The organism is Microbacterium sp. F51-2R, assembly GCF_052180235.1.
Lineage (GTDB): Bacteria > Actinomycetota > Actinomycetes > Actinomycetales > Microbacteriaceae > Microbacterium.
Map to the genome: position 1 here is coordinate 738,668 of NZ_CP197470.1, position 16,573 is coordinate 755,240.

The window sequence follows — 16,573 nt, forward strand, 5'->3', positions numbered from 1 at the left end:
GCAGGTCCGGGTCGCGAAGCGAGATCCGGCCGGCGCTGCGGGTCGACGCGGGCCGCGTCATCCGACGTTTGACGAGCCGGCTAGCGCTGGGGGTCGATGTCCTCGTCGTCGGTCTCGGTGGCACGCGTCGCGTCGTCGGCCTGACGAGCTGCGAGCTCTTCGGCGTCGAGCTGCTCGTCGACCTCCGAACGGATGCGGGCGCGGCGGATGCGGCGCATCATGTCCATGATCAGGAGCACGACCGCGAGCGCGAGGAACGCGATCGCGACGAAGCCCCACGGACCCGGCGTCACGAGGTCGGGGCTCGGACCCGGCGTGGGCGTCGGAGTCGCGGTCGCTGCCGCCTCGACGAGTGCGGCGAACGTTCGGTGCATGGGTCCTCGTTCCGCGGAGCGCTTAGCCTGGAGTCTCCAGCCTAATTCGCCCGACAGGACACCCATGACGACCCAGCAGATGCTCGACGAACGCTACGGGCGCACGCGCCGCGGCGCGACGCGCTGGATCGTGATCGCCGCCGCCGTCGTCGGCGCCGTGGCGGTCGGCCTGTTCGCGTGGCTCACGGTGTCCAACTCGATCAACTCCGTCGACGTCGACACGACCGGGTTCCAGGTGGTCGACGAGCGCACCGTGACCATCGAGTTCCAGGTGTCGGCACCCGCCGGCGCCTCGATCGCGTGCACGCTGGAAGCGCAGGATGCCGAGCACGGCGTGGTGGGATGGAAGGTCGTCGAGATCCCGGCCGCCGAGACGCATGCCCGCGCCTTCCGCGAGACGATTCCGACCGTCGCCGAGGCGACGACAGGTTTTGTCAACTCCTGCCGCGTGTCGTAGTCTGACGGTCACTTCGATAAGACGCCCTGGCCGAGCCGGGGCGTCTCGGCTTATCCCCCTCTCTGAAGGAGAACGACGTGTCCAGCGACGCTCCCGTCACGTTCCTCACGCAGGACGCCTACGACCGGCTGCACGCCGAGCTCGAGCACCTCTCGACGACCGGGCGTGAGGAGATCGCCAAGCGCATCGAGGCCGCCCGCGAAGAGGGCGACCTCAAGGAGAACGGCGGCTACCACGCCGCGAAGGACGAGCAGGGCAAGCAGGAAGCGCGGATCCGCACCCTCCAGGCGCTCCTGAAGGACGCCAAGGTCGGCGAAGCCCCCGAGAGCACGGGCGTCGTGGAGCCCGGCACCGTCGTCACCGCGGTCGTCGCGGGCGGCGAAGAGGTCTTCCTCCTCGGCAACCGCGAGATCGCCGCGAACTCGACCCTCGACGTGTACAGCGAGGCCTCGCCGCTCGGCGAGGCGATCCTGGGCCTCAAGGAGGGCGAGAAGACCTCCTACAAGGCGCCGAACGGCCGCGACATCTCCGTCGAGGTCGTCAAGGTCGAGACCTACGCCGGACAGTAGCCCACCCGCCTACGGGGAGGTCAGTCGGGGACGACGTTCGGCGCGTAGCCGGCATCGGCGAGCGTCTGGATGACGTGCGCGCGGTGCTCCTGCCCGCGGGTCTCGACGCTCAGCTGCAGGATGACCTCGCTGATCTGCAGACCCTGGCCGTGCCGCGTGTGCAGCACTTCGATGACGTTGGCGCCGGCCTGCGCGAGGAGCTCCGAGACGCGGGCGAGCTGACCTGGCCGGTCGGGCAGCGGGATCTGCAGGGTCATGTAGCGACCGGATGCCGAGAGCCCATGTGAGACGACGCGCTGCAGCAGCAGGGGGTCGATGTTCCCGCCCGACAGGATCGACACGGTGGGGCCCGTGCCCGTCACCTTGCCGGCGAGGATCGCTGCGACGCCGACCGCGCCGGCGGGCTCCACGACCTGCTTCGCGCGCTCGAGGAGCACGAGGAGCGCGCGGGCGATGTCGTCGTCGGTGACCGTCACGACCTCGTCGACGAGCTCCTTGATGAGCGCGAAGGGCGTGTCGCCCGGGCGCGCGACCGCGATGCCGTCGGCGATCGTGGGGCGCGTGTGCACCTCGACGGGGTGGCCGAGCTCGAGCGAGGTCGGGTAGGCGGCCGAGTTCTCGGCCTGCACGCCGATGACGCGCACCGTGCGACCGTCCACCGCCGCGCGGGCCTTGACCGCGGCGGCGACTCCGGCCGCGAGGCCGCCACCGCCGATGCCCACGAGCACCGTCTCGACCTCGGGGAAGTCTTCGTACAGCTCGAGGCCGAGGGTGCCCTGCCCCACGATGATGTCGCGGTGGTCGAAGGGGTGGATGAGCACGGCTCCGGTGCGCTCGGCGAACTCGGCCGCGAGCCGCAGCGGCGTCTCGACCGTGGCCCCTTCGAGGATGACGTCGGCCCCGTAGCCGCGCGTCGCGAGGAGTTTCGGCACCGGAACGCCGAGCGGCATGAAGATCGTGGCCTTGATGCCGAGGGACTGGGCCGCCAGGGCGACCCCCTGGGCGTGATTGCCGGCGGATGCCGCGACCACGCCCCGCGCGCGCTCCTCGGCCGTGAGGCGCGAGAGGCGGTACGCGGCGCCGCGGATCTTGAACGACCCCGTGCGCTGCAGATTCTCGAGCTTGAGGTGGACCGGCACGCCGAGGAGGTCGGTGAGGTGCAGCGACTCGTCGAGCGGCGTGTGGGTGATGACGCCGGCGAGGGTGGCCGCGGCATCCTGGAACTCTGCCAGCGTCGGGACGATGGGGGTCTCGCTCACACGGGGGTCCTTCTGGTTGTGCTGCTCGATCGAGCTCGACGGGTCAGGCGAGCTCGAGTGCTCGGGGAAGCTCGAGTGCTCGGGCACGCTCGAGTGCTCGGGCACGCTCGGCTGCTCGGGCGCGCTCGGCTGCTCGGGCACGCTCGGCTGCTCGGGTGCGGCGACCTCGACGACGGGGCGGGTCATGCGCCGGTCTTAGCGGGTCGGGGCCGACGCCGGGGCCGGGGCACAGTGCTCCAGATGAGGTCGCCGTGCGGGACCTTCCCCGTCTCCCACGCGCGGTCGCTGAGGTAGACGGCGACGACATTGACGAAAGCGGCGATCGGCACGGCGAAGAGGGCGCCGGGGATGCCGGCGATCATGGCGCCGCCCGCGACGACCAACACGACGGCCAGCGGGTGCACCTTGACGGCCGATCCCATGAGGAGCGGCTGCAGGACGTGGCCTTCGAGCTGCTGGACGCCCAGGACGACGATGAGCATCCACAGCGCGATCCATGGCCCGTTGTAGACGAGGGCGAGGAACACCGCGACGGCGCCCGTCACGACGGCGCCGACGATCGGCACGAACGAACCGAGGAAGACGAGCACGGCCACCGGGATGGCGAGCGGCACTCCGAGGAGGAAGGCACCCAGACCGATGCCGACGGCGTCGATCGTCGCGACGAGCAACTGCGTGCGTGCGTAGTTGACCACCGTGACCCAGCCGGCGCGGCCCGCGCCGTCGACGGCGGCGCGAGACCGCTTGGGGAACAGGCGCGTCGTCCAGCGCCAGATGCCGGCGCCGTCGGCGAGGAGGCACAGCAGGATGAAGATCGACAGGAGCGCGCCGGTCGCCACATGCCCGACGGTGGTTCCGAGCGCCAGCGCGCCCGACCACAGGGTTTCGGCCTGCTGCTGGATGAAGGTCCACGACTGGCTGAGCAGGTCGTCGATCTGCTGCGCCGTCAGGTGCAGCGGGCCGTCGATGAGGTACTGGCGCAGCGAGTCCACGGCGCCGACGGTGCGCTCCTGCACGCTGGCCCACTGGCGGGTGATCTGCCACACCGCGAGCCACACCAGGCCCGCCACGACGGCGACCGCGCCCAGGGCCGCGATGACGATCGCGAGCCACTTGGGGAGACGGTGTCGCAGCATCCAGGTGAATGCGGGCCACAGGAGCGCGGTGATCAGGATCGAGATCAGGAGCGGGATGACGAGGAGCTTCAACTGGATGACGAGCCAGATGATGATGCCCGCGGCAGCCGCGATCACGATGATGCGCCAGGCATACGCCGCCGTCAGGCGCAGGCCGTGCGGGATCTGGGGCGCGAGGTCGCTGGAGACGATCCGCGTGCGGTCGCGGACCGCGTCGAACAGCGAACCACGGGGCTTGTCGTCGGGGCCGCTCATCCGCCCAGTCTAGAACCGCGAGCGAGCGCGCCCCGGCATGCGACCGCGCTCCGCACACGACGGACCGCTGTCGGGAGCTCTCATTAGGCTGGCGGGGTGAAGGAGACCCTGAGCATCGCAGAAGCGCGGCGCATCGCGCTCGCGGCGCAGGGGTTCTCGAGAGAGCGCCCGGCGGCGGCCGCCACGCGTCAGCTGAATCTCGCGATCCAGCGCATGCAGACGCTGCAGATCGACTCGGTCAACGTCTTCGCGCGCTCGCACTACATGCCGCTCTTCTCGCGCCTCGGCGCCTACGACACGACGGCGCTCGATCGTCTCCTCTTCGCCCGTCGCGCCCCCTACGTGGAGTACTGGGCCCACGTCGCCGCGTTCATCCCCGCGTCGGACTGGAGCCTCTTCCGCTTCCGCATGGACCAGATGCGCGCCAAGTACGGCACGAAGCCCGACGGCTGGTTCGCCGGCCACCGAGAGATCGTCGACTGGGTGCGCGCCGAGCTCGCCGAGCGCGGACCCCTTCGCCCCGCGCAGATCGAGCACGACGCGAAGACGGCGCGACGGGGTCCGTGGTGGGACTGGGACGTCGTCAAGCACGCCCTCGAGTACCTGTGGCTCTTCGGCGAGGTGGCGATCGCGGGCCGACGCGGTTTCGAGAGGCGCTATGGGCTCGCGGCGGACGTCATCCCCGCCGACGTCCTCGACAGTCCGGTGCCCCGCGACGAGGCCGTGCGTGAGCTCGTGCGACGCGCCGCGCAGGCCTACGGCGTCGCCACCGCCGCCGACCTCGCCGACTACTGGCGCATCGCCGACCGGCCCGCGATCCTCGCGGCCGCGCGCGACCTCGTCGACGCCGGCGAGCTCGCGCCGGTCACGGTGAGGGAGTGGACGACGAACGGCCGCCCCACTCCGGCTTGGGTTCACACCGCCGCCACGCTCCCCCGCCGCGTCGACGCCGCCGCGATCCTGACGCCGTTCGATCCGCTCGTGTGGTTCCGCGACCGCGCCGAGCGCCTCTTCGACTTCGAATACCGCATCGAGATCTACACGCCCGCACACAGACGCCGGTTCGGCTACTACTCGCTGCCGGTCCTCGTCGGCGACACGATCGTCGGCCGCGTCGACCTCAAGGCCGACCGCGCGTCGTCGACGCTCCTCGTGCAGTCCGCCTGGTGGGAGCCCGGGAAGGGGACGGATGCCGCGGCCCGCCTCGCCGACGAACTGCGACTGGCCGCGCAATGGCAGCAGCTCGAGACCATCTCGATCTCGAGGTGGGGCGACGCGACCGACGATCTCGTCCGCGCGCTGCCCGAGGCGCTCCGCCACGACCTGAAGCGCGGCGAGCCCGTCGAGCTCGCGGCGGACGAACCCGGCGAGCCAGCCAAGTCCGGAGAGCTCGAGCCCGGCTCGGGTGAGTCTCGTGACCCCGGCCTGGGTGAGCCCGGTGAGCCCGGCGCGAGCCAGCCCGGTGGGTCCAGAGGGCCCGGTGTCCCCGGCGCGAGTGAGCCCGGTGAGCCGCGCGAGCCGCGCGAGCCCGCGTTGCGGGAGCCCCACGAGCTCGTGACGGAGCCGGCGTGAAGCGGGGCGCGGTCGTCGGCATCGTGATCGCGGCCGTCGCCGCGGTGATCCTGGGCGTCGGCGCGTGGTGGTTCCTGGCACAGCCCCAGGGCCCCGAGGCGACGGCCCGGTCGTATCTCGACGCGCTGGCCGCCGGCGACGGCGAGAAGGCGCTCGCGCTCCTCGCCGAACCCCCCTCCGACGACATCGACCGCGCCGAGGTTCTCGACGAGGCTCAGGGTCTCGTCACCGACGTCGCCGTGACGAAGGTCGAGACCGTGCACGGCGAGGACACGGGCACGGGCACGGGGAGTACGCGCGCGGGCGCAGACACAGGCACTGAGAGCACCGCCGTGAAGGGCGCGGCGCGTGTCGACGTGACGTACTCCCTGGACGGAACGAAGCACAAGGCCACCCTCACGCTCGTCGACACGGGCGACGGATGGCGCGTCGGCGCCGACGGGCTGGGCGCCGTGAGCCCGCGCACGACGCTGGGCGCTCACGTGCTGGTCGGAGGAGCCTACGTGCCGGCCGAGACCGAGACTCTGTTCCTCCCGGCGGTGTATGCCGTCCAGGCGGCTCCGATCAACATCCTCTCGGGGACGACGACAGCCGCCGTGACGGCCGGCGGATCCGCCGAGGCCTCGGTCGAGGCATCCGTCTCCCCGGCCGCCGTCATGGAGGCGCAGGAAGAGCTCGACCTCTACGCGCAGCGCTGCGCGGCACCGGCGGAGGCGGTGCCCGCGAAGTGCGGGATCCGCGTGCCGTGGGCGGCCGATCTCGCGACGCTGACCTCGATCGCGTTCCGGGTCGAGCAGACGCCCCAGATCACGCTCAGCCCCGATCTGACCACGTTCGCCGCGACCAGCGGTGTCATCGTGGCGACCGCCACCGGCACGACGCGAGACGGCGCCGAGGCGGCGTTCACGTATCGCGCCGACGACTGGGCGCTCCGCGGGACGGTCTCGCTCACGCGCGATGGGATGCAGCTCGCCGTGGACTGACGGTGCGGGACGTTGCGGGACACAGCGGCCCGGCCGGGCTACGTCGGCTGAGCGTCCTCGTCCGCGGACTCGAAACCGGGGATTCTCGTCCAGCCCGGGGAAGATCTGCCTTGCCTCGACGCGGATCCCCTGTCTCGCCGTCGAGCCAGGGTCCGCACCGCCCGCCGGGTCGACGGCGGGGGACCGGATCGCCACGGCGGCGAGCAGGCGCTGGATGAATGGGCGCGAGAAGCGCTTGGCGTCGGAGTCCATGCCGAATCCGTTGCGGTGGTGCCGCCACTGGTCGGGATGCTCCGGGGCCCGCTCAGACCCCGACGACCTCGAGCCACAGCCAGCGCGCGAGATCGCGGATCGCGGTGCCGAGTGCCAGACGGCGTCCGAGTGAGGGGGCTCAGACCCCGACGACCTCGAGCCCCAGCCAGCGCGCGAGATCGCGGATCGCGGTGCCGAGTGCCAGACGGCGTCCGAGTGAGGGGGCTCAGACCCCGACGACCTCGAGCCCCAGCCAGCGCGCGAGATCGCGGATCGCGGTGCCGAGTGCCAGACGGCGTCCGAGTGAGGGGGCTCAGACCCCGACGACCTCGAGCCCCAGCCAGCGCGCGAGGTCTTGGATCTCGGCGTCGACGGCCGTCTCGACCTCGCCCGTGAAGGGCTCGTCCTGGTGGATCGCGTGCACACGCAGGACCCCGGCCTTGCGGTCGGCCTTGGCATCGAGCTTGCCGACGAAGCGGTCGCCGTGCAGGATCGGCAGCGCGAAGTAGCCCCAGCGACGCTTGGCCGCCGGCTTGTACATCTCGAGGATGTACTCGAAGCCGAACAGATCGCGGAGCCGATCGCGATCGAAGACGAGCCGGTCGAACGGCGAGAGCAGGGCCGTGCGCGGCTGGAACGCCTCGGCCGCCGCGAGAGCGCCGGGGTCGAGCCGCCACTCGCCGTCGACACCCGCGACCTCGGCCGTCTCGCCCACCGTCCCGACGTCGAGGGGCTCGAAGGGCTGGCTGACGCCCTTCGCGCGCGCGAGACCGAGCGACCCGAGCCGGCGCTCCGCGCGTTCGCGCGCGGCATCCTCAGGACTCAGCTCGAGAAGGTCGGTCGGATAGACGCGCTCGGCGAGGTCGAACAGGCGGCCCTTCGCGTCGCGGCCGCTGATCGCGACATCGCCCCGCGCGGCGAGGATCTCGAGCATCTGCATCGTGTTGCGGTCGTTCGTCCAGCCCGACGAACGCCACGAGACCTGCGCCGTGTCGGGGATGTCGGCCGGCCGGAGCGGCCCGTCCGCCCGCAGGCGGTCGAGCACCTCGCGACGGAAGACGTCGTTGGCCGCGAGCCAGTCGCGCGCCTCCCGCGACTGCGGCCGCTCGCGCATGACCGGACGTATGAGCGGCAGGTCGGTCATGGGGCGGTAGAAGCCGCCCCATTCGAAGACGGCGCGATCCTCCTCGACGAGGCGGCGGAGATCCGCCGGCTGATACGGCCAGCCGAGCCGGCTCCACAGGATGTGATCGGCGCTCGGCGCGATCGCGGCCGTCGGCTCGATGTTCACGATCGTGAGTCCGTCGATCGTCTCGACGATGTCGGCGGGCCGCTCCGCCGAGAGCAGCTGAGCCTGCACGGCGATCCGCCGTGCCGCCTCGCGGGAGAGCCGTCGCACCATCAGGCGACGCTATCGCGCAGCGGCGACATCCGTCAGCTGGATCTCCCGGCGGCCCGCGGGATCAGAACTGCCCGCCCATCGTGTGCAGACGCTCGATACGGTCGGGCAGCGGCGGGTGCGTGGAGAACAGGCGCTCGATCGCGTTGGGGCGCAGCGGGTCGGCGATCCACAGGTGCGCCATCGACGTGTTCGGTCTGCGCAGCGGCTGCGCATGCTCCTGCAGCTTGCCCAGCGCGGAGGCGAGCCCGTCGGCGTCGCGGGTCGTCATCGCGCTCGTCGCATCGGCGAGGTACTCGCGCTGGCGCGAGATGGCCGCCTGCACCGCCCCGGCGAGGAGCGGCGCGACGAGGGCGGCCACGATGCCAAAGAGCAGGAAGATCAGCTGCCCCTGGGCGTTGCCGCCGCGACGGCCACCCCCAAAGAACGCGACGCGCAGGAGCACGTCGGCGATGATGCCCACCGCCACGACGAGCCCGAACACGATGAGCGAGACGCGGATGTCGTAGTTGCGGATGTGGCCGAGCTCGTGCCCGAGCACGCCCTCGAGCTCCCGGTCCGTCATGATCTCGAAGAGACCCGTCGTGACGGTGATCGAGGCCTCTTCCGGCTTGCGGCCGGTCGCGAAAGCGTTGGGGGCGGGGTCTTCGACGACGTAGAGCGTCGGCATGGGCGTGCCCGTCGTGATGCAGAGGTTCTCGACGAGGCGGTAGTACCGCGGCGCGTCGGCCTTCGTTACCGGCACGGCGCCCGCCATCGCGATCGCCTCACGGTCGGCGAAGAAGTACTGGAACGTCGCGTACCCTGCGGCGAAGAGCACGATGAACGCCGTCACCCACCAGTTGTTGCCCATGAGCCAGCCCGCGAGAAGCCCCACGCCCGCGAGCAACAGGATGAACGCGGTGAGGATGAACCACGTGTTGCGCTTGTTGCGCGCGATGGCCGAGTACACGGCTCAGCCCGCGGAGATCAGAACTGCACGCGCGGGGGTTCCGAGATCGCGGCGCCGTCGACGACCTCGAAGAACTCGCGCTCGTGGAACCCGAGATTGCGGGCGAAGAGGTTGTTCGGGAACACCTTGATCTTCGTGTTCAGCTCGCGCACGCCGCCGTTGTAGAACCGGCGCGACGCCTGGATCTTGTCTTCGGTGTCGACGATCGACTGCTGGAGCTGCAGGAAGTTCTGGCTCGCCTGCAGCTGTGGATACGCCTCGGCGACCGCGAACAGCGACTTCAGCGCCTGCTGCATGTGCCCCTCGGCGACGCCCGCCTCGGCGGGCCCCCCGGCCGACAGCGTCTCGGCACGCGCGCGTGTCACGTTCTCGAAGACCGCTTTCTCGTGCGCGGCATACCCCTTCACCGCCTCGATGAGGTTCGGCAGCAAGTCGGCACGCCGCTTGAGCTGCACGGTGATGTCGCTCCACGCCTCGTCGACACGCACGTTCAACTGCACGAGCGAGTTGTACGTCGCCCACAGATAGATGCCGACGATCACGATCAGCCCGACCACGATCAGGACAGGGATCAGCCACTCCCACATATGCCACATCCTAGCGATCCCGACCGCCCCTGATCAGTACGCGAAACCGACTCTCAGCCCTTACCCACCGACGGCGGCGCGCGAATGGGCGGAGTCAGGCGGTCAGTCGGCCGCTCAGCACCCGCGAGACGCCCCGTGGCGCCCTCTCCCGCTACTCGCCGAGGACGCGCGCTAGGTATCCGTTCTGGAAGATCCGGTCGGGATCCAGACGATCGCGGACGGCCAGGAAGTCGTCGAAGCGCGGGTAGCGCGCCCGCAGGATCGAGGAATCCAGAGTGTGCATCTTCCCCCAGTGCGGACGCCCGCCGAAGTCGAGCATGATCTGCTCGACGGCCTCGAAGTACTCCGCCGGGTCTTCACGCCAGTAGCGGTGCACCGCGATGTACCCCGAGGCGCGGCCGTGCGCGGTCGAGAGCCACAGGTCATCGGATGCCGCGAACCGCACCTCGACGGGGAACGAGATCTTCCAGCCCCGCTCGTCGATGAGCGCGCGCAGGGCCTCGAACGCGGGCCGGACATTCTCGGCGGGAAGGGCGTACTCCATCTCGCGGAACCGCACATCGCGGTTCTGCGTGAAGACGCCGGTCGAGGCATCCGTGTACTCCCGATTGCCCGTGAGCCTGACCGCAAGGCGACTGAACGGGGGCACGATCGCGGGGACGGCGGTCGCGGTCGCGCACACCAGCCGGTACACGCCGTTGGAGAGCAGCTCCTCGTCGACCCACCTGCCCATGCGAGGGAGCGGATGCCTCGGCGCGTCGCCCGGGAGCCGGGTGTTGGTCTTCGTGAGCGCGACGTCGGTGTGCGGAAACCAGTAGAACTCGAAGTGATCGGCTTCGGCCCGCTCGTCGAGCGAGGCGAGCACATCGTCGAGCGGCTCAGGACGTTCGACGGCGTGCAGGACGAAGGCCGGCACGCATTGCACCGTCACGTCGACGAGCACTCCGAGGGCGCCGAGCCCCGGCGCGACGGCGGGCAGCAACTCGGCATTGTGCGTCTCGTCGACGGTCAGCAGCTCACCGGAGCCCGTCACGAGCGTCGCCGCGACGATCTGCGTCGCGAGGCCGCCGAAGCGCGCGCCGGTGCCGTGGGTGCCGGTCGAGATCGCGCCCGAGATCGACTGGCGATCGATGTCGCCGAGGTTCTGCATCGCAAGGCCGTACGGCGCCAGGAGCTTCGGGATCTGGTGCAGCCGCGTGCCGGCGTAGAGCCGCACGCGCCGGCGCTCGCGATCGACGTCGATGAGGCCGGTGAGGTCGTCGAGCTCCATCAGCACGTCGGTGGCCACCGCGATGCCGCTGAAGCTGTGGCCGGCGCCGATCGGCTTGACCGTCATGCCGTTGCGCTTGGTCGCCTCGATCGATCGCTGCACCGCCTCGACGGACGCCGGACGCTCGACCCGCAACGGGCGCGCGCGCTCGGAGCGGCCCCAGTTCTGCCACATGCCTCCCGGACGCGTCACAGGAACACCACGACTTCACCGAGGACTCCGCCACCCATGCCACGTGCCCCATCCGACCAGCACTTCACAGGAACACCGCGACTTCACCGAGGACTCCGCCACCCATGCCACGTGCTCCGCCAGACCACGACCTCACAGGAACACCTTCCCTTCGCCTCGGTACGTCTTCACCGCGCCCACCCGGCGATCGCCGTCGACCAGCTGGAACTCAGCGACGCGCTCGCTGAGCTCGCCGCTCTTGGCGTGCCGGAACCACACGCGGTCGCCGACGCGCAACCCGCGCGCCGCCTCTCCCCGCAACGGGGTCTGCACTTCGCCCGAGCCTTCGCGCGGCATCGTGGTGAGACCCTGCGGCCAGACCGGGGCCGGCTGACGCGACGCCAGCGGCGGGCCCGACGCGATCCATCCGCCGCCCAGGACGGTTGCGATGTCGGCCGCCGGCTTGCGCACCACCTCGAGCGCGAACGCCGCGGCCGGGGCCGGGTGGAACGCCCGGTAGCCGTCGAAGAGGTGGCCCGCGAGGAGGCCGCTCCCGGCGGTGATCTCGGTGACGGAGCGATCGGATGCCGTGAGCTCGAGCGATCCGGTTCCACCGCCGTTGACGAACTCGAGCGGCGCGATGCGCTCGACCGCCTCGACGATGGCGCCTCGACGCTCGAGGAGCTCGTGGCCGGACCGGCGTTGCATCCAGCGGATCACGGCATCCCCCGATCCCGTCGCGTCGCCCTGCCCGGCGATCTGAGCCTCGTACATCATGAGGCCGACGAGACGGAAACCGGGACGATCGGCGATGAGCCGCGCGAGGTTCGCCACTTCGCCGGGCTCGTGGACGGGCGACCGGTACACGCCGATATGGCCGAGGCCGGGAGCGCGCCACGACGCGTCGGCGTCGATCGCGAGGCGAATGGTCGCACGGCGCGCTGGCGGCACGACGGCGTCGACGAGATCGAGCTGAGCGATGTCGTCGACCATGAGCGTCACGCGGGCTGCCGCGGCCTCGTCGCCCGCGAGGCGCGTGAGAGCCGCCCGGTCGGCGGTCGGATAGCCGAGGACGACGTCGTCGTGCGTTTCGGCGAGCCACAGGGCTTCGGGGAGCGTGAAGGCGAGGATGCCGCGGTACCCCGGCAGGGCGAGGGTCGCGTCGATCACTTCGCGGACGCGCACCGACTTGCTCGCCACCCGGATCGGCACGCCGCCGGCGCGCACGAGCATGTCGAGGGCGTTGTAGCGCAGGGCGGGCACGCTCAGCGCCGCCACGGGACCGGAGACATCCGCGACGGCGGCGGTCATTGCGCGCCAGTGGGCGGCGGGGTCTGACCAGGTCTGCGATTCGGCGGTTGCGGGTTGTGCCAGCAGGGCGAGGGTCATCGGGGTCGTCCTCTCGCGCACCGTCCTCGGTGCGCATCCCAATAGCCTAAAGCCCGCCGAACGGCGCCCTGAACGGAGGGTGAGGCCTTGCGGGGCGCGCATCACCCCTCCGCGGGTGAAACGCGTGCCACGTTCGGTGGCACGGGATCCCACGTACCCCCGATGGGACTCGAACCCATACTGGAGCGGGTTTAAGCCGCCTGCCTCTGCCGATTGGGCTACGGGGGCCGGTGCACGGATGCCTCGGAACTCGTCGCTCAGACTATCGCCGCCGCGGCGGCCGCCGATCCGCGAGACCCCCGGCCGATGGTCCACGCGACGAGCCGGGCGATCCGCCCCGCAGAACAGGCGAACCCCGCCGGAGCCGGGTCCAGCGGGGTTCGTCGATCCTGAGGTCAGCGCGACGCGGCGACCTTCTCGGGCGTCTCGGTGGCCGAGGTCGGAGCCGTGGCGGGCGCCGCCTCGACGGGGGCCGGCTGCGCGGGACGCGGACGGGCCGCGAACTCCTCGAAGACGTAGCGCGGGTTCTGCACGGTCTGCAGGTTGACGATGTCGCGGCCGAGCCAGAAGTTGTTCCACCAGCCCCACACGACGCGGAACTTGCGCTCCCAGGACGGCATGGCGAGGCCGTGGTAGCCGCGGTGGGCGAGCCAGGCGATCCAGCCCTTGAGGGCGATGTTGCCGGACTGGAAGACGCCGACCCAGAGGCCCAGGCCCGCGACCGCACCGAGGTTCTTGTGGTAGTACTCGCGGGGCAGCTCGCCGCGGAGATCCGCGACGATGTTCTTCGCGAGGAGCTTGGCCTGACGCACGGCGTGCTGCGCGTTGGGGACGCAGAAGCCTCCGACGCCGCCACCCGAGAGGTCGGGCACCGCGGCCACGTCGCCCGCCGCCCACGCGCCCTGCACGATCTCGTCGTCGCTGCCGACGCGGAGATCCGCCCGCGTGCGGATGCGACCGCGCTCCTCCACCGGAAGGTCGCCGCCGCGCACGACGGTCGGGTTGGCCATGACGCCGGCCGTCCAGATGATGAGGTCGCTCGGGAACACCTCGCCCGTGGAAAGCTCGACGTTGCCGCCGATGGCGCCGGTGACCTGCGTGTCGAGGTGCACGTAGGCGCCGCGCTGCGCGAGGTTCTTCAGCACCCACTCGCTCGTCTTGAGCGAGACCTCGGGCATGATGCGGCCCATCGCCTCGATGAGGTGGAAATGCGTGTCGTCGAACGTGATCTCGGGGTAGTCGCTGACGAGCGACGAGGCGAGCGAGCGGAGCTCGGCGAAAACCTCGATGCCGGCGAAGCCGCCGCCGACGACGATGACCGTCAGGAGGCGATCGCGCTCGGGGCCGGGGGGAAGCGTCGCGGCGCGGTCGAAGTTCGACATGAGGCGGTCGCGGATGGCGACGGCCTCTTCGATCGTCTTCAGGCCGATGGCGTTGTCGGCGATGCCCGGAATCGGGAAGGTGCGCGACACGGCGCCCGCGGTCACGACGATGTGGTCGTACTCGAGCTCGTAGGGCTCGACCATCTCGGGCGTGATCGTCGCGGTCTTGGCCGCGTGATTGATGCCGGTGACCTTGGCGGCGACGATCTTCGTGCGCTTCAGGTGACGGCGCAGGGAGACCACCGAGTGACGCGCCTCGATCGAGCCGGCCGCGACCTCGGGGAGGAACGGCTGGTACGTCATGTAGGGAAGCGGGTCGACGATCGTGACCTCGGCCTCGCCCTTGCGGAGGTGCTTTTCGAGCTTCCACGCGGTGTAGAAGCCGGCATAGCCACCACCGACGATGAGGATCCTGGGCACAGTGTTTTTCGCGGTGCTAGACACGGTGAGATGAACTCCTCGCAGTTCAACGGCTCGACGTGCGGGGATCGCGCGCCATACGGATGCGTCGGACAGCAGCGGTGACGCCGAGCGCCACCAGTATAGCGGCGATAGTGGCGGCCCCGAGCGGAAGCGACCCGTACAGGAGCGTGTTCGCCGACGGGAGAAGGGGGGACCCGGGACGGGTGGGCACATCGGCCTGCGGAAGCGGATCGACCGTGACCGGCGTCGACGTGGGCTGCGGCACCGGTCCCGCGGCGGCGCGCCGGTAGAGCCGGATCCAGTCCTCGAGACTTCCCATGGGGTTCGCACTGACGGCGGGGACGGATGCCGAGACCGCCGCTGCCGCGTCGACGAGGCCGTAGCCGTACAGCGGGTCGGGAAGCGCCTTCTCGGCGGCCGCGGGCCGCGCCGTCTTGATGATGCGGTTGATGACGTTCGCCGCGTCGAGGTCGGGGTGCGCCGAGCGCACGAGCGCCGCGATGCCCGCCACGATGGGCGCGGCGCCGCTCGTGCCGTTCCAGAGCACGAGGCTGCCGTCGGCCGAGACGCCGACGAGGTCTTCGCTGGGCGCTGACACGCCGATCGTGATGCCCTGCGTCGAGGCCTCGACGCTCGCACGGCCCTGGGGGTCGACGCCGGCGACCGTCAGGACGCCGGGGATGGTGGCGGGGGCCCCGACCCGCGTCGTGCCGCTCCCCCGGTTGCCGGCGGCGACGACGACGACGACGTCGTGCTGGAAGGCGTAGAGGAAGGCGTCGTCCCAGCTCTCGTCCCAGTCGGGGGTGTTTGTCGTGAGCGAGAGGTTGATGACGTCGGCGCCGTTGTCGACGGCCCAGCGCATCGCCTCGGCGATCTGCTGCGAGAACGGCACCTGGGCGCCCGAGCCGAAGCCCACTGAGACCGAGAGCAGCTGCGCCTCCGGCGCGACGCCGATCATGCCCGCATCGGGCCCCGTGCCGCGCGCCGCGGCGAGGGAGGCCACCCAGCTGCCGTGGTTCGCGTCGACGGCTCCGACCGGCGTGCGACCGTCGGAAGTGCCCTGGCCCGAGACATCCGTCCCGCCTGCGACCGCCCCGTCGAACTCGACCGGTCCTTTGCCGATGCCGGTGTCGATGATCGCGATCTTGACGCCCGCGCCGCGCGTCGTCGTCCACGCGGAACGGATGCCGTAGTCGTCGAGCCAATACTCCGCCGAGCGCACCGGATCAGGAGCCGTCGCGGACGGCCGCGATTCGTCGGCGACCGGGGCGGAGTGCTCGGCGGCGAGCGCGCGGGCCGGAGCGACCGCGGCGGCAGGGGCGGCGGCGAGCGCCGGGGCCGGAGCGAGCGCTGAGGCGGGGGCGGGGGCTGGGGCGAGCGCACCGCCGGCGAGAGTCAGGAGCAGCGTCAACACGGCGGAGGCTGCCACGACGCGTCGCGGGCGCGACGGCGTCGTCCCCGCCTCGGGGACGACAGCGGCGTCGTGGACCCTCGTCACACCGCCGCTCCGGGCTCAGTGCAGACGCAGCGGGCGGGCGACCAGGTCGACATCGCGAGGGCACGGTCACCGATGGGGTTCACGCCCGGACCGGCCGCCAGGGCGTGGCCCGCGAGCGCGTGCAGGCACTTCACGCGTGTCGGCATGCCTCCCGCCGAGATGCCGGCGATCTCGGCGACCTCGCCGAACTGCGCGCGATCGCGCAGGTACGCCTCGTGCGCGGCGAGGTACGCCGCGGCGACCTCCTCGTCGGCGAGCTCCTCGGCGAGTCCCGGCATGGCGTGCTCGGCCTCGAGCGTCGACATCGCCGCCGTCGCGGCGGGATGCGTGAGGTAGTAGAACGTGGGGAACGGCGTGCCGTCGGGGAGCCGCGGCAAGGTCGCCACGACCGTCGGATTGCCGCAGACGCACCGCGCGGCGATGCCGACGACACCCCTCGCGGGTCGCCCCAGCTGTTCGCGGAGCACCGCCAGGTCGGCCTCGGTCACGGGCGGGAAGGGCGGCGTGCTCACCCCGAAAGGCTATCGCCGCACGCTGGGACGCGCCTGATCGGCCGACCGCGGCGTCGTCCGCGGCGTGCCCGACAACGGCCCGGGATGGGCCCGAGGCCGGCTCAGCCTCCGGCCGGCGTCTCCCCCGAGGGCT

General features: G+C 71.3%; 15 protein-coding genes and 1 tRNA gene. 4 read left to right on the top strand and 12 right to left on the bottom strand.

What is annotated here, in order from left to right:
• Nucleotides 1-80: 80 nt before the first annotated feature.
• Nucleotides 81-374, bottom strand: coding sequence for a hypothetical protein (locus ACSBPH_RS03595; RefSeq protein WP_442576239.1), 294 nt, complete (start codon nucleotides 372-374; stop codon nucleotides 81-83).
• A 64-nt stretch (nucleotides 375-438) separates the two neighbouring features.
• Here ACSBPH_RS03595 and ACSBPH_RS03600 point away from each other — a divergent pair, with 64 nt between their 5' ends.
• Both ACSBPH_RS03600 and greA read left to right on the top strand, forming a co-directional pair.
• Nucleotides 439-831, top strand: coding sequence for a DUF4307 domain-containing protein (locus ACSBPH_RS03600; RefSeq protein ID WP_442576240.1), 393 nt, complete (start codon nucleotides 439-441; stop codon nucleotides 829-831).
• A 77-nt stretch (nucleotides 832-908) separates the two neighbouring features.
• Nucleotides 909-1,400 carry a transcription elongation factor GreA gene (gene greA / locus ACSBPH_RS03605; protein ID WP_442576241.1) on the top strand — a complete coding sequence of 164 codons (492 nt, stop codon included), beginning with the start codon at nucleotides 909-911 and terminating at the stop codon, nucleotides 1,398-1,400.
• A 20-nt stretch (nucleotides 1,401-1,420) separates the two neighbouring features.
• Here greA and ilvA read toward each other — a convergent pair whose 3' ends face one another.
• Both ilvA and ACSBPH_RS03615 read right to left on the bottom strand, forming a co-directional pair.
• Nucleotides 1,421-2,845 carry a threonine ammonia-lyase gene (gene ilvA / locus ACSBPH_RS03610; RefSeq protein WP_442576242.1) on the bottom strand — a complete coding sequence of 475 codons (1,425 nt, stop codon included), beginning with the start codon at nucleotides 2,843-2,845 and terminating at the stop codon, nucleotides 1,421-1,423.
• A complete protein-coding gene (locus tag ACSBPH_RS03615; RefSeq protein WP_442576243.1) occupies nucleotides 2,842-4,050 on the bottom strand; it encodes an AI-2E family transporter in 1,209 nt (402 codons plus the stop codon). Before ACSBPH_RS03615 ends, ilvA begins: the two co-directional genes overlap by 4 nt.
• A gap of 96 nt (nucleotides 4,051-4,146) precedes the next feature.
• Here ACSBPH_RS03615 and ACSBPH_RS03620 point away from each other — a divergent pair, with 96 nt between their 5' ends.
• Nucleotides 4,147-5,622: a DNA glycosylase AlkZ-like family protein gene (locus tag ACSBPH_RS03620; RefSeq protein ID WP_442576244.1), complete on the top strand. Its 1,476-nt coding sequence runs from the start codon at nucleotides 4,147-4,149 to the stop codon at nucleotides 5,620-5,622.
• Nucleotides 5,619-6,605: a hypothetical protein gene (locus ACSBPH_RS03625; protein WP_442576245.1), complete on the top strand. Its 987-nt coding sequence runs from the start codon at nucleotides 5,619-5,621 to the stop codon at nucleotides 6,603-6,605. The genes ACSBPH_RS03620 and ACSBPH_RS03625 overlap by 4 nt, the downstream gene beginning before the upstream one ends.
• A gap of 565 nt (nucleotides 6,606-7,170) precedes the next feature.
• On the opposite strand, the gene ACSBPH_RS03630 is transcribed toward ACSBPH_RS03625, so the two are convergent.
• The 9 genes from ACSBPH_RS03630 to ACSBPH_RS03670 form a co-directional block, all read right to left on the bottom strand.
• Nucleotides 7,171-8,259, bottom strand: a complete 1,089-nt coding sequence (locus ACSBPH_RS03630; protein WP_442576246.1) for a DNA glycosylase AlkZ-like family protein — start codon at nucleotides 8,257-8,259, stop codon at nucleotides 7,171-7,173.
• Between the two features lie 61 nt (nucleotides 8,260-8,320).
• Entirely contained in the window at nucleotides 8,321-9,208 is an 888-nt protein-coding gene (locus ACSBPH_RS03635) for a M48 family metallopeptidase (RefSeq protein WP_442576247.1), read from the bottom strand.
• Between the two features lie 17 nt (nucleotides 9,209-9,225).
• Nucleotides 9,226-9,795, bottom strand: coding sequence for a LemA family protein (locus ACSBPH_RS03640; protein ID WP_442576248.1), 570 nt, complete (start codon nucleotides 9,793-9,795; stop codon nucleotides 9,226-9,228).
• A 151-nt stretch (nucleotides 9,796-9,946) separates the two neighbouring features.
• Nucleotides 9,947-11,257, bottom strand: a complete 1,311-nt coding sequence (locus ACSBPH_RS03645) for a D-arabinono-1,4-lactone oxidase (protein WP_442576249.1) — start codon at nucleotides 11,255-11,257, stop codon at nucleotides 9,947-9,949.
• Nucleotides 11,258-11,389: 132 nt separating this feature from the next.
• Nucleotides 11,390-12,625 (bottom strand): amino acid deaminase/aldolase, encoded by a 1,236-nt coding sequence (locus ACSBPH_RS03650; protein WP_442576250.1) that lies wholly within the window; start codon nucleotides 12,623-12,625, stop codon nucleotides 11,390-11,392.
• A 154-nt stretch (nucleotides 12,626-12,779) separates the two neighbouring features.
• Nucleotides 12,780-12,853: transfer RNA gene (locus ACSBPH_RS03655), tRNA-Leu, on the bottom strand.
• 167 nt (nucleotides 12,854-13,020) lie between these two features.
• On the bottom strand, nucleotides 13,021-14,427 hold the full coding sequence (locus tag ACSBPH_RS03660; protein ID WP_442576251.1) for an NAD(P)/FAD-dependent oxidoreductase: 1,407 nt from the start codon (nucleotides 14,425-14,427) through the stop codon (nucleotides 13,021-13,023).
• A 46-nt stretch (nucleotides 14,428-14,473) separates the two neighbouring features.
• Nucleotides 14,474-15,928: a S8 family peptidase gene (locus ACSBPH_RS03665; RefSeq protein WP_442576252.1), complete on the bottom strand. Its 1,455-nt coding sequence runs from the start codon at nucleotides 15,926-15,928 to the stop codon at nucleotides 14,474-14,476.
• Nucleotides 15,925-16,440 carry a DUF501 domain-containing protein gene (locus ACSBPH_RS03670; protein ID WP_442576253.1) on the bottom strand — a complete coding sequence of 172 codons (516 nt, stop codon included), beginning with the start codon at nucleotides 16,438-16,440 and terminating at the stop codon, nucleotides 15,925-15,927. Before ACSBPH_RS03670 ends, ACSBPH_RS03665 begins: the two co-directional genes overlap by 4 nt.
• Nucleotides 16,441-16,573 lie beyond the last annotated feature (133 nt).